11 protein-coding genes are annotated in these 12,797 nt (G+C 70.6%); 3 read left to right on the top strand and 8 right to left on the bottom strand.

Annotation, left to right across the window (positions count from 1 at the left end; translation table 11 throughout):
* Positions 1 to 193: 193 nt before the first annotated feature.
* The 3 genes from KGQ19_RS42900 to KGQ19_RS42890 all read right to left on the bottom strand — a co-directional run bounded on the left by KGQ19_RS42900 (position 194) and on the right by KGQ19_RS42890 (position 3,347).
* Positions 194 to 1,453 (bottom strand): arylsulfotransferase family protein, encoded by a 1,260-nt coding sequence (locus tag KGQ19_RS42900; RefSeq protein ID WP_212020361.1) that lies wholly within the window; start codon positions 1,451 to 1,453, stop codon positions 194 to 196.
* A 146-nt stretch (positions 1,454 to 1,599) separates the two neighbouring features.
* Positions 1,600 to 2,724, bottom strand: a complete 1,125-nt coding sequence (locus tag KGQ19_RS42895; RefSeq protein WP_212020359.1) for a DmpA family aminopeptidase — start codon at positions 2,722 to 2,724, stop codon at positions 1,600 to 1,602.
* 5 nt (positions 2,725 to 2,729) lie between these two features.
* Positions 2,730 to 3,347, bottom strand: a complete 618-nt coding sequence (locus tag KGQ19_RS42890; protein WP_194895859.1) for a TetR/AcrR family transcriptional regulator — start codon at positions 3,345 to 3,347, stop codon at positions 2,730 to 2,732.
* A gap of 183 nt (positions 3,348 to 3,530) precedes the next feature.
* Here KGQ19_RS42890 and KGQ19_RS42885 point away from each other — a divergent pair, with 183 nt between their 5' ends.
* Positions 3,531 to 4,952, top strand: coding sequence for an APC family permease (locus KGQ19_RS42885; RefSeq protein WP_212020357.1), 1,422 nt, complete (start codon positions 3,531 to 3,533; stop codon positions 4,950 to 4,952).
* 27 nt (positions 4,953 to 4,979) lie between these two features.
* Here KGQ19_RS42885 and KGQ19_RS42880 read toward each other — a convergent pair whose 3' ends face one another.
* The 3 genes from KGQ19_RS42880 to KGQ19_RS42870 all read right to left on the bottom strand — a co-directional run bounded on the left by KGQ19_RS42880 (position 4,980) and on the right by KGQ19_RS42870 (position 8,963).
* Positions 4,980 to 7,139 carry a DEAD/DEAH box helicase gene (locus KGQ19_RS42880; protein WP_212020355.1) on the bottom strand — a complete coding sequence of 720 codons (2,160 nt, stop codon included), beginning with the start codon at positions 7,137 to 7,139 and terminating at the stop codon, positions 4,980 to 4,982.
* A 72-nt stretch (positions 7,140 to 7,211) separates the two neighbouring features.
* A complete protein-coding gene (locus KGQ19_RS42875; RefSeq protein ID WP_212020353.1) occupies positions 7,212 to 7,985 on the bottom strand; it encodes an SDR family NAD(P)-dependent oxidoreductase in 774 nt (257 codons plus the stop codon).
* Positions 7,986 to 8,156: 171 nt separating this feature from the next.
* Positions 8,157 to 8,963 carry an NAD(P)-dependent oxidoreductase gene (locus KGQ19_RS42870; protein ID WP_368862242.1) on the bottom strand — a complete coding sequence of 269 codons (807 nt, stop codon included), beginning with the start codon at positions 8,961 to 8,963 and terminating at the stop codon, positions 8,157 to 8,159.
* Positions 8,964 to 9,200: 237 nt separating this feature from the next.
* Here KGQ19_RS42870 and KGQ19_RS42865 point away from each other — a divergent pair, with 237 nt between their 5' ends.
* Positions 9,201 to 10,079 (top strand): helix-turn-helix transcriptional regulator, encoded by an 879-nt coding sequence (locus KGQ19_RS42865; RefSeq protein WP_212020349.1) that lies wholly within the window; start codon positions 9,201 to 9,203, stop codon positions 10,077 to 10,079.
* Positions 10,080 to 10,201: 122 nt separating this feature from the next.
* Here the strand turns inward: KGQ19_RS42865 and KGQ19_RS42860 are convergent, their stop codons facing one another.
* Positions 10,202 to 11,371: an alpha/beta hydrolase family protein gene (locus KGQ19_RS42860; RefSeq protein WP_212020347.1), complete on the bottom strand. Its 1,170-nt coding sequence runs from the start codon at positions 11,369 to 11,371 to the stop codon at positions 10,202 to 10,204.
* Positions 11,372 to 11,477: 106 nt separating this feature from the next.
* Here KGQ19_RS42860 and KGQ19_RS42855 point away from each other — a divergent pair, with 106 nt between their 5' ends.
* On the top strand, positions 11,478 to 12,080 hold the full coding sequence (locus tag KGQ19_RS42855; RefSeq protein ID WP_212020345.1) for a TetR/AcrR family transcriptional regulator: 603 nt from the start codon (positions 11,478 to 11,480) through the stop codon (positions 12,078 to 12,080).
* A 57-nt stretch (positions 12,081 to 12,137) separates the two neighbouring features.
* Here the strand turns inward: KGQ19_RS42855 and KGQ19_RS42850 are convergent, their stop codons facing one another.
* Entirely contained in the window at positions 12,138 to 12,596 is a 459-nt protein-coding gene (locus KGQ19_RS42850) for a winged helix-turn-helix transcriptional regulator (RefSeq protein WP_212020343.1), read from the bottom strand.
* Between the last annotated feature and the right edge of the window lie 201 nt (positions 12,597 to 12,797).

The following is a 12,797-nucleotide window of genomic DNA, read 5'->3' as shown; positions in this document are numbered from 1 at the left end:
CTCGGCCTCCACCACACCAGCGGCACCTGGGCACTGAGCACCACCACATGATCGAGGGAGCCGCCCCACACGAGGACGGCCCCCCATCACAAGATCTTCATTAGCGTTCTAGACGGCTGATTCCAAGCGGTCGTCGGTAGCAGGACCGCACCCCTTGGAATCAGTCGCTAGAACCCGGAGCGGTGAAGAGTCCTTACTTCCAGTCAAAACGGTAGGCGCGATAGGTGTTCACCCCGGCGGGGAACTCCGCGCTGAACACCACCGCACCGCCGCGGTCGAACTCGGAGACATACGGCAGCGCACCCCAGCCGACGAACGTCCGTCCGCCCCGCTCGGGCTGGGCGTTGCCCTGCGAGGACGCGATCAGGCCGGCCGGCTGGGCCTCGGCCCCGACCAGGGTCGCGATGTGCTTCGCGGGGTCGAGTCGCACCGTGACGACGCGGCTGTAGGGATAGTCGGAGACGGCACCGGCGCCGGTGTTGGCGACGCCGGCGGACTCGTTGTCGAAGAAGCTGTAGCGGCCGCCGCCGAGCGGCTCGGGGTCGTGCTGCCAGGAGAAGAAGGCGCCGGCGTCGTTGAGTTCCTGGCCGGGGGCGGCCTGGAGCTTGAAGGTGCTCGCCTTGCCGCCGAGCTGCCACAGGATCTTGCCGGTCGAGTGCGAGAGCTCGTAGGCGGTCCAGGTGTTGCGGGCGTCGACCAGCAGGTTCTCGCCGTCCTGCTTGACGGCGTTGATGTGGAACCAGTCCCAGGGCGTGTCCGGCGAGGCCGGCAGCGGCTGCTCGCTCTGGGAGTAGGGGACGTGGTCGGCGGCGTCCCACTGGAACAGGACCTTGCCGGTCGCGATGTCGATCTCCTGCACGACGCCGTCGATCACCTTCTGGTGGGACGAGCCGCCGAGCGCGGTGAGGTCGGCGGTCTTCTCCTTGTAGGCGAGGATCAGCGCGGTGTTGTGCGAGGTGATGGCGAACTCGTGGCCGTCGGCGGTGTAGCCGTTGCCGGCGTGGACTTCGGCGATCTGGCGGTAGTCCGCGTCGTAGACAACGTCGACACCGCTGGCCAGACCGCCGAGGCCGGTCCCCTGCCACCAGGTCAGGACCGGCTTGCCGTGGTAGGTCTGCGCGCGGAAGTCAGCGGCGGACACCCCGGCCGGGACCTCGTGGGACCAGACGGTCTTCTTGCCGTCCGGGCTCAGGATCTCCACGCCGTTGGCGTAGGTGCCGTCGGAGGAGGACGGCGCGACGAATATCTTGCCGTTCCCGGCGCCGTGCGCATCGGTCAGAACGGTCCACGCGGGCAGGTGTGGCGCGGCTGCGGCTGCGGCTGCCGCTGCGACTGCCGCTGCCGCCGAAGCCGGGTCGGACGCGTGGGCGGTGGCCGCCGGGATGGCGCCGGCCATCGTGGCCGCGGCGACAAAAGCGGCGATCTGGACCTTCGAGCGCGGGGTTTTGGGCATGCGGCCGACGGTAGCCAGCTCACCTGCGGCGCCGACAACAGCGGCCGCAGCCTGAGATGTGCTCTGCCGGAATGTGAGAACGCGCAGCCCGTGGCGGGCCTCGAAGCGGTCGCGGTAGTCGTCGCGGCTCACGAGCGTCCCGGCGGTCAGCGGACCCCGACCAGCCGCAACACTTCGTCCACCGGCATCCCCGGCGACCGATGCCCGTCCCGCCCCGTCATACCCCGCGACGCGACCAGCACGTTGAGCACGGCCTCCTCCACGGCCTCGACCACCGCCTCGTAGAACGCGTCCATCCGGTTCCAGGGGATGAACCGCAGCTCGCCATAGCCCGGCTCGCCCTTGGGGAATCCCATGCCGCTGCCGAACGCGTCCTCGTTCGCGGTGGAGAAGGCCAGGAACAAGTCGCCGGAGAAGTGCGAGCCGCTGGTCCCGGTGCGGGCCAGGCCGAGCGGGACGCGCCGGGCCAACGCGGTGCACTGCTGCGGCAGCAGCGGGGCGTCGGTGGCGATGACGACGATGACCGACCCGGACCCGGGCGGCTGCTGCCGCGCGGAGTCTTCCATCGGGTTGCCTTCCATCGGGTTGTCCGCCGACAGCTCCGGGCCGACACGCGTCCCGCAGATCGTCAGTTCCCTGCGAGACCCGAAGTTGGCCTGCATGAACGCACCGACCGTATACGTCTGCGCGCCATAGCCGACACGCCGAGAGGCGGTGCCGTTCCCACCCTTGAAGCCGTAGCAGTTCATCCCAGTACCGCCGCCCACGGAACCCTCGGCGACCGGGCCGGTGCGAGCCGCGTCAATGGCCGCCACGGCGTGGTGCGGCTGCACGGTGGGGGCGTTGATGGCGTTCAGGTAGCCGTCCCAGGTCTCGGCCACGACCGGCAGCAGCCATTCCTCGGCGATCTGCGGCTTCTCGCGCACCGCCCAGTCGATCACGCCGCGATGCGCCGAGCCGATCGCGTGCGTGTTGGTGACGAGCACCGGCAGGCGCAGGGTGCCGGTCTCGCTGAGCCAGGCGGTGCCGGTCATCTCGCCGTTGCCGTTGAGCGAGTACCAACCCGCGGCGCACGGGTTCTCGACGGTGGCCGGCGGGCGGGGCAGGATCGCGGTCACGCCGGTGCGGACGGCCTCGCCCTCGATGAGCGTGGCCTGGCCGACGTGGACGCCCGGGACGTCGGTGATCGCGTTGTGCGGGCCCGGGGTGCCGGGCAAGGGCAGGCCGAGGTCTCGGGCGCGGGGGTCTCCGGCGCGAGGCGTGCTGGTCATCGGTGTCAGTGTCCTTCCACGGCGGTCAGGTCGCAGCCGGTGGCGTCGGCGGCATAGGCCAGCAGGATCGTCTCGGCCTCCCGGACGTCCAGCGGCGGCACGGCCTGGGTCAGGTGCAGCCCGAGGCCGTCCTCGAGCAGGACCAGGCTCCGGGCGATGGTGTTCGGGTCGCGGGTCGGCGTGAAGACGCCGGTGGCCGTACCGGCTTCCAGGATCGCCGCGTAGAGCGAGACCTGCCGCTCGTAGAGGCGGACGTGCTGCGCGGAGTACGCGGCGTCGCGGCGCGCGAAGGTACCCAGCTCCAGCAACAGCCGGGCCAGTTCGTCATCGCTCCCGGCCGGCAGGCCCGACCGGATCATGCCGACCAGCCGCCGTCGCGGATCCGGCTCGGCCCGGGCCGCCGCCTCCCGGTCGACGCAGAACCTTTCGACGGCCTCGCGCTGGACCTCACGCAGCACGTCGCTCAGCGTCGGGAAGTAGTACTGGATCGCGCCGGGGGTCATCTCCGCGTGGTCGGCGACATCTCGCATCCGCAGCCCGGCGACGCCCCGGGCCAGGACCGCCTGGCGGGCCGCCTCGACCAGTTCGGCGCGCTTCTCGTGGGCTCTGCTCGGTCTCCCCATGGTTCGGAATTCTCTTGATTTTCGCCAAAGAACGCAAGCGGTGATCGTCGATCATGGATTGCCGGGCCGCCGAGAACGGGCTGGGAACAGAGGTTATCCACTCGTTATTGGCTAGAGCCTTGACGCTGAGCCAAGACGAGTTCTTTGATGCTTCTTCAAAGAACCCCGATGGAAGGACGCTCCATGACGGCTTCCGGCACGTCCCCGTCCCGTTCCACCGACACCGCCCCACAGGGCCGGCCCGGGCTGCGCCGCGGCCTGAAGATGCTCGGCACGCTGTTCATCACGCTGTCCGCCACCACCCCGGCCTCCTCCGTGTTCATCATCAGCCCCGGCGTCGTCAGCCAGGCCGGCACCGGCGCGTTCTGGGCCTTCGCGGTAGCCGGCGTCGTCGGGGTCTTCATGGCGCTGATCTACGCCGAACTCTCCTCGGCGTTCCCGCTGTCCGGCGGCGAGTACGCGATCACCGCCCGCGCGCTCGGCAAGCTGCCGGGCTTCGTGGTCCTGGGGCTGATCCTGGTCACCCAGCTGCTGATCGTCGCCGTCATCGCCCTGGGCGTCGGCACCTACCTGGAAGTGCTGTTCCCGCACCTGGACGTCGCGGCCACCGCGGCCGTCACCACACTGCTGGCCACCGCCCTGGCCGTGTTCGACATCAAACTGAACGCCTGGGTGACCGGGATCTTCCTGGCCATCGAGATGGTCGCGCTGATCGTCGTCAGCGCCCTGGGCTTCTTCCACCCCAAGCGCTCACTCGGCGACCTGATCGCGCACCCGGTGGCCGCCGCGGCCTCGGGTTCCACGGTGACCGCGGTCGGCGTCGGCACCATCGGCGCGGCCACCGCCGTCGCGATCTTCGCCTACAACGGCTACGGCTCGGCGGTCTACTTCGGCGAGGAGACGACCGACGCCCCGCGCAACATCTCCCGCACCATCCTGTGGGCACTGGCCATCACCGTCTTCGCCGAGCTGATCCCGACCACCGCCGTCCTGATCGGCGCGCCGAACCTGCCGAGCCTGTTCGGCGCGGACAACATGATGAAGTACTTCATCACCGCCACGTCCGACTCGACGGTCAACGACGTCATCAGCCTGGCCGTGGCGGTCGCCATCTTCAACGCGGTCCTGGCCATCATCCTGGTGACCGCCCGCATGGTCTTCTCCACCGGCCGCGACGCCGCCTGGCCCGGACCGGCCAGCCGCGCCCTGGCCGCCATCCACCCCCGGTTCGGCAGCCCCTGGATCGCCACCATCCTCACCGGCGTGGTCAGCGCCGGGTTCTGCTTCGCGGACGACACCTTCCTGCTGGTCGTCACCTCCACCACGATCATCGCCGTCTACGCCGCCCTGGCCCTGTCCTCGATCGCCGGGCGCCGCAACGGATCCACCGCGCACGCGGCCTACCGGATGCCCGCCTGGCCGCTGGCGCCGGTACTGGCGCTGGGGGCGATCGGGTATGTGGTGTATGAGAACTTCCAGGACCCGAAGGTCGGGCGGCCGAGCCTGTGGACGACGATCGGGATCGCGGTGGTGTCGGCCGCGTACTACCTGATCGTGGTGCGGCGGCGCGGGGCCTGGGAGTTGAAGGGGGCTGAGGACGCGTAGCGAGCGGCCCGCACGACTCCCCCGCGCTCAGCCGGTCAACCCCAACCGCTCCCGCTCGGCGCTGATCAGCTGCCGCCGCACGGTGGCGTCCGACAGGTCCTTGGCCTCGGGCACCGTCTCGGCGGTCTCGCTGCGCCGAGCGTAGGCGTCGAAAAGCCCTGACTTCGCCTCCAGGATCTCCAGCATCCGCTGGTCGACGCTGTCCGAGACCAGCAGCCGGTGCACCTGGACCCGGCGGATCTGGCCCATCCGGTGCGCCCGCGCGATCGCCTGCGTCTCCAGCGTCGGCTTGACCTGCGGCTCGCACAGGATGACCACGGAGGCCGCCTGCATGTTGAGTCCCACTCCCCCGGCCTGGATCTGGCTGACGAGCACCGGCTGCCCCTTCGCCGCCGCGAACTCGTCAACCAGCTTCTGCCGGTGCTGCGGCGGCATGGAGCCGGTGAGCGGGCCGATGGCGCGGTCGCCGAGGGTGCGGCAGACCAGTTCCAGGACGTCCCGGAAGTAGGAGAACACCACCACCTTGCGGCCGTTGGCGCCCGCCTCGTCCGCGATCTCGACCAGCCGCCGCAGCTTGGCCGAGGACGCCGGGTCGCCCGAGGCGTAGGCGGCGCGCCGCATCGCCATGAAGTTGCGCGCCTCGACCGCCTCCCGATACGCCTCCGCGTCCTCGACCCCGAACTCCTCCCACTCGTCGATCTGCTGCATCTCCGGCAGCTCGGAAAGCACATCCTCCTGGTTGCGGCGCAGGTAGGCCGGCGCCACCGCCTTGCGGAACGCCTCCGATCCCGCGACCGCGTCCAGCTGGTCCACCGACCCGACCAGATCCGGCTGCAGATAGCCGACCAGGTTGCAGAACTCCTCGACCCGGTTCTCCATCGGCGTGCCGGTCAGGAACAGCACCCGGTCCACCTGGTCGGTCCAGGCGCGGACGGCGGCCGAGCGCAGCGTGTCAGGGTTCTTCACATAGTGCGCCTCGTCCACGACCAGCATCCCGACCGTCAGCCGTCGCGGCAGGTCCAGCCCGGGAAGCGCCTCGAACGTGGTGATGCCGACGCCGCCGCCGGACACCCACGCGCGCAGGTTGTCAGCCTGCTGCGGTCCGTGCAGCCGGTGCGACCGCAGGGTGCTGTGCGCACGGACCTCGCGCATCCAGTTGATCAGCACACTGGCCGGGGCGACCACCAGGAAGTGCTTGGTGCCGGTGGCCCGCAGATGCGCCAGCGCGGCGATCGCCTCGACGGTCTTGCCGCAGCCCATCTCGTCGCCGATGATGACCCGCTCCTGGGCGAGGGCGAACCGCGCCCCGAAGTCCTGGTAGGCACGCAGCGACACGCGCAGGTGCGTGCCGTCGAGCTTCTGCGCCGCCACCCGGTCGGCCAGCGTGACCGGCAGGAACCCGCGCGCCGCCTCGCCGTTCACCCGGGCCCCGGCGATGCGGCTCAGGGTGCTGAAGTAGTCGGCGGAGCGCTTCTCGAAGTCGTTGCGGACGGTGCCGGGCCGCGGCGTCTTGACCGTTCGCAGTTTGGCGTTGGCGACCTCGATCCGCTCCAGTTCACCGATCACCTTCGGATCGGCCAGCAGCTCCTCCAGCCGCGTGACCGCGTCCTGCGCCGCCTCACGCCGCATCCGGCCGGTCAGCGCGCGCCGCATCCGGCTGCTCAGCGGTCGCGCGGCGGCGGCCAGACCCGCCAGCGCGCCGCCGATCCGCCCGGCCGGTTCGCGCACCCGCAGCAGCACCCGGTCCGCGGCCTGGACCCGATACAGCGCGCTGAGCAGCGCGGCGGCCTCCTCGACCCGCAGGTCCAGGTCGGCGGTGACGTGCGTGCTCTCGGTGGCGGCCTGCGCGATCCGGCGCGCGGCCTCGGCGGTGCGCTGGGCCCCCTTCGCCCCGATACCCGGTACCGCCTGAAGCTCGGCGGGCGAGGCTTCGACGAGCTCCGCGATGGAGGTGAAGCCGGCCTCCGTGAGCTGCCGCACCGGAATCCGCGCGCCGGTCACATCCCGCAGCCGCTCCACCGGGATCGCCCGCAGCCGGCCCCGGACGGCCGTCGCATGAGAGGCCTGATACGCGTCGCGGACATCCTGGTGCCGCCGCTCCTCGCCCTCGTTCAATTCGCGGATGGCGGCCTGGGCCGTCGTCGCTGAACTCAGCGCGGCCTTCACTGCCGATGGTCGGGTGAACACCGAGCCAGGCTATCGGCAGGCGTGGACAACCCGCCGAGGGTGCCTCACCGATTGCTTGTCGCCGACAGCGCCTCAGCGATAACGCGTCGCCAGCTCAGGGCTCTGCGCACCGAACGCCGCGAGATCGGCCCGGAACACCGCGTCCAGCAGCGAGGCGTCCTCGACGCCGGGTGCGACGACGGTCTCACCCATTTCCAGCCCGCGCAGGCTGGCGGTGACCACGTCGTCGGCGCTCATCCGGGGCACGGCGCTGAGGTCCAGGCCCTGCACCTCGTGAAACTCGGTGGCCACGACGCCCGGGCACACGACCTGCACGCCCACCCCGGTGCCCTCGAGTTCGGCGCTGAGCGTCTGCGACATCGCGACCAGGTAGGCGAGGCTGCCGCCGTAGACGGCGCGGCGGGGCATCTGCTCGTGCGGGGCCGGGCCGGCGAACGCGATCATCCCGGCCACGTTGATGATCGTGCCCGCGCCGCGCTCCAGCATCCCCGGGACGGCGGCGCGGGTGAGCATGGTCGGTGCCAGGACCTTGACGCTCACCAGCTCGCTCGCCTGGTCGGTGGGCAGGTCGGCCAGCGGCATGTAGTGCGCGACACCGGCGTTGTTGATCAGCAGATCGACCGGCTCGCCGGCGAGCACCCCGGCGACCGCGTCGATACCGGCGGCGGTGGCCAGATCGGCGGTCAGGGCACGCACCTTGACCTCGGGATGCGCCTGGGCGAAGGCTTCGAGCCGGTCCGTGCGGCGCCCGACGACCACCAGGTCGTGGCCGTCGGTGGCCAGCCGCCTGGCGAACGCGGCGCCGATTCCGGAGGTGGCGCCGGTGACGAGTGCGAGCTTGTTCATGGGTGCTTTCCTTTCAGCACGGCTCTGGTCGAGCCGGGTCGTTTTCCTTTGTGTGCGGCCGTTTTTTCTGCGGCTGATGTTGTGCGCTAGTCGGTGCTCATGCGCTAGTCGGTGCTCATGCGCTAGTCGGTGCTCATGCGCTAGTCGGTGCTCATGCGCTAGCCGGTGCTCTCATGCGTTCAGTCGCCGCACCAGCTCCGGCAGCCCGTTGGCCCCGGCCAGCCCGCGGGCGGTGATCGCGGCGGCGTCCACCCCGGCCTGGCGCATCGCGGCGTCGAACAGTTCCATGTCCAGCGCCTCCACCCCCGACAGGTGCTCGACGTTGTCCGGCGTCACCATCGTGTTCAGCAAGGTCAGGGCGGCGCTGGCGGCGCTGGCGAGCTTGAGCACGTCGGCGACCCGCGCGGCGTCCAGGCCCAGCGGGCCGGCCAGCGCGACGATGTCGGCGACGGCGGCCTGGTTCAGCATCAGCAGCGCGTTGTTCAGCAGCTTCGCCAGCTGGCCGGAGCCCGCGGCGCCGAGGTGCACCACGTGAGCGGAGAACGCGGCGAACACCGGCTCGCAGCGCCGCGCCGCCGGCTCCGGCCCGCCGACCAGCGTCGTCAGCCGCCGCTCGACCGCGCCGGGGCGACCGCCGCTGACCGGCGCGTCCAGCACCTCGACGCCGGCCGGCGCGCAGAGCTCGGTGAGCCGCACGGCCGCCGCCGGGAGGCCGGTGCCGTGGTTGACCAGCACCGTCCCCGGCCGCATGGCCGCCAGCAGGCCGCCGTTGACCAGGCCGAACACGTCCTCGTCGGTGCTGACGCACAGCGCGACGACGTCGCTGACCATGGCCAGGTCGCTCAGGGTGTCGTGGGCGGTGTGCGGCACGCCGCGCAGGCCTTCGAGCGACGCCGGGTGCCGGGCCCAGACGTGCAACGGGAACCCGGCCTCGGCGACGGCGCGCGCCATCGGCAGCCCCTGGTCCCCCAGCCCGATGAAACCGACCGCCAGAGGTGCCCCGGCTGTCGGAGTAGCTGCGGCCGTCGGAGTGGCTGCGGCCGTCGAAGTGGCTCCGGCCGTCGGCGCGCCATCGTCCCGACCCCCGGCGAGAGGTGATCGTTGTCCGTCCATGTCTCCAGGCTGCGGGCTGGCGTCATGACCAGCCAGATGTCGCGTCTTCCTGGGACTGCTGGTACCAGGAAGACTCCGCGCGCGGCGGCCATACTGGATGACATGGCGACCACGCAGTTCGGAGAGGCGGTGCGGCGCTGGCGCGACCGGGTCGGCCCGCAAGACGCCGGGCTGCCCGTCGGCGGCCACCGCCGCGCTCCCGGGCTGCGCCGCGAGGAGCTGGCGCTGCTGGCCGGGATCTCGGTGGACTACATCACCCGCCTGGAGCAGGGCCGGGCCGTCAACCCCTCGGAGCAGATCATCGAGGCGCTGGCCAGGGCCCTGCGACTGGCGGACGCCGAGCGTGCGCTGCTGTTCCGGCTCGGCGGGCTCCAGCCCCCGGGTCCGGACCGGGTCTCGGCGCGCATCACGCCGAGCGTGCAGCGACTGCTGGACCGGATGACCGGCACCCCGGTGGCGGTGTTCGACGCGGCCTGGACGCTGCTGGTGGCCAACCCGCCCTACGCCGCGCTGATGGGTGACCCGTCGGGCTGGCGCGGTCTGGAGCGGAACGCGGTGTGGCGCAACTTCCTCGGTCTGAACAACCGCGTCCAGCAAACGCCGGAATCCCGCGCGGCCTTCCTGTCCGGGATGGTCGCCGATCTGCGCTCGGTCGCCGCCACCTACCCGAACGATCCGCGGCTCAAGCAGCTGGTCAGCGAACTGCTGGAGCACAGCGAGACGTTCGCCGAGCTGTGGAGCACCGGCGGCACCGGCGATACCGGGGTGCACGAGACCGCCCGCAAGACGATCCGGCACCCCTACGTCGGCGACGTCGTGCTCGACTGCGACATCCTCACCGTGGCCGGCAGCGACCTGCACATCATGGTCTACTCCGCCGAGCCCGGGACCGAGGACGCCGAGCGGCTGGCGCTGCTCACCGCGCTGGGCACGCAGTCGCTCGATACGCGGTCGTCCGATACGCAGTCGCTGGCCGGCTGACCGGGTCGGCAACACAGGGCCGCCCGGTCGGCCGACCGGGCGAGGTTCTTCAGGTCTCGGGCACCGAGGCTCCTTCACACCGCGAGCACTGAAGTTCTTCAGACCGCGAGCGCCGAGGTTTCTCAGACCACGAGCACGGTGTCCAGCCAGTCGAAGGTGCATTGGTGGAACAGGGCCATGGCGCCCTCGTGGCAGTGCTCGCCGCCGCCCTCGTCCTCGCGGAACCTGATCAGCTTCTTCGGGCTGGTCAGCGCGTCGAAGATGCGTTGCGGCTGGCCGTCGAAGAACTGGTCGACCTCGGCTTCCAGCACGAGCATCGGGCAGGTGATCCGATCGGCGATCCCGGCCATCGTGTAGCTCTGCGTCGCCTTGATGAGCTCGTCGGGGTCATCGATACCGAAGTTCCACCGGCCGTTGTCGATCAGCCAGCGCACGAACGTGCTCTGCGCCTTCAGCTCGGCCAGGCCGCCGGGGAGCTCGGCGGCGCGCCGCGCGGTCGTCTGGAAGACCTCGGAGAAGTCGTAGACGCCGTCGTGCAGCACACAGGCGGCCAGCCGGTGGTCGAACGCGACCGCGCGGGCCGCGAGGTAGCCGCCCAGGCTGGTGCCGACCAGCGCGACGCGGGCGGCGTCCACCTCGGGCAGGGTGAGGGCGAAGTCGACGACGGGGGTGACCACGGCTTCCCAGTCCGGACGGAAGTGCAGGCCCTGCTCCCGGATCGTAGAGCCCTGACCCGGTCCGTCGAACGTCAGAACGTGGTAGCCGCGCCGCAGCGCGCCGGCGGCCAAGGAGAGGTAGTCCTCTTCGAGGCAGGAGTCGAAGCCGCCGTGGTAGATCACGGTCGGGCGGGGCTCGCCGGAGTCGTCGGCGAGGAACAGGTAGGCGGGGAGCGTCGTGTCCTCATAAGGGATGCGCACGTAGCGGGCCGGGATGTCGAGCAGCGCCACGGCGTCGGCGAACGTCTGCTGCGAAGCCTTGGCCAGCCGCGCCGATTCGGCGTCGTTCGCCGGGTCTTCGCGCCGGTAGAAGTCGGCGGTCCGGTAGTAGTTCGACGCGCGCAGCAGCGCCTCGCGCGCGCTGACCCGGTGCCCGGCGGCCAGCGCGTCCCGGCCGATGCGCTCCACGCGCGCCGCCGTCGCCGCCCACTGCGCCGACCAGGCCTGCTCGTCGCCTTCGGGGATCTGCCGACAGGTGACCAGCACCTCGCCGAGTTCGGCGCCGCCGTAGGTGGCGTAGCCGGCGGTCCTGAGCGCTTCGAAGGAGAAGGACTCTTCGTCGTAGAGGAACTTCATGGTGTGGCCTCTCCATCTTCGGAACGATACGGTTCCGTTCCGTTGAGCAGGAAGCTAGCACCGCGCCCAATGGAACGCAACCGTTCCGTTCGGTTAGACTGCGGACATGGCAACCACGCGCACCGCGACCGGCGGAGCAGCCCTGCGGCAGAAAGTGACCGACGCGATCAAGGACGCGGTCTTCACCGAGCTCGCCGAGACCGGCTACGCGGGCCTGTCCATGGAGGCCGTGGCCCGGCGGGCCGGCGTGGGCAAGGCCGCGCTCTACCGGCGCTGGGCCTCCAAGCAGGAGATGCTGACCGAACTGCTCCGACAGGCGGTCGAGGACACGCTGCCCCCGGTCCCGGACACCGGCGCCCTGCACAGCGATCTACGCCAGTACTTCGGCACCATGCGGGGCCAGCTGGCCCACCCGGTGGTCAGCACCATCGGGACCGGCCTGATCGCCGAGTCCCGCCGCAGCGACGCCTTCGGCGAGGCACTGCGCCGCGACGTCGCGGCCCCCCGGCGGGCAGCGGCGCGGGCGATGCTGCGGACGGCGATCGAGCGGGGCGAGCTGTCGGAGCGGCTGGACATGGAACTCGCCGCCGATCTGCTGATCGCGCCGTTGGGATTCCGGGTGCTGGTCATGGACGAGGACAGCGGCGAGGAGTACTTGGACGTGCTGACGACCACGATCGAGGCGGCGCTGAAGGCGGCAGTGCGCTGATAGCGATAGTTCCCGGTTGTGGGATCCCGATTACTGGATCCGGCTACTGAATCCCAGCTACTGAATCCCAGCATTGCTTTCAGCCTTGCCGTCAGCCTCACGAGTCGCCCGATTGACCAGCACATCATCCATGTGCGCTTCAGCCCAAGCCCGCATCCCCCGCACCATCTGATGCAGCGACCGCCCGAGTTCGGTCAGCTCATAGGTGACCGTGACCGGCACGGTCGGCGTCACAGTCCGGGTGACCAGTCCGTCCTGCTCCAACGACCGCAGCGTCTGGGTCAGCATCTTCTGGCTCACACCGACCAGCAGCCGCGACAGCTCCGAGTACCGCAGCGGCCGGGGCACGCCGGAATCTGCTTGCGACGCCTCGTCGCCGCCCAGCGCGCACAGGATCAGCGTGACCCACTTGTCGGTGATCCGGTCCAGCAGCTGGCGGCTCGGGCAGACCGCCAGGAAGGCGTTGTACTCGGCCTTGGCCTGGGCCCGCTTCTGGTCCGCCGTCGTCGTGGCCATCGATCGTTCCTCCCACCCAGTGGTGCCTTACGCACCTTGGAGTGCGTACTTCCCGGTGGGAAGCTACATATCCATACTGAAGCAACAGGCCTTTGGGCACCACCCCTGTTGACCACGAAAGACACGGGCATGAGCACCTTCTCCCCTTCACCTTCCGCCTCCCCTTCGCCTTCCGCCTCCCCTTCGCCTTCCGCCTCCCCT

The sequence above is a fragment of the Catenulispora pinistramenti genome, from assembly GCF_018274385.1.
GTDB classification, from domain to species: domain Bacteria; phylum Actinomycetota; class Actinomycetes; order Streptomycetales; family Catenulisporaceae; genus Catenulispora; species Catenulispora pinistramenti.
Note: the sequence above shows the minus strand (reverse complement) of the source record. Positions and strands in the feature narration are given on the sequence as shown.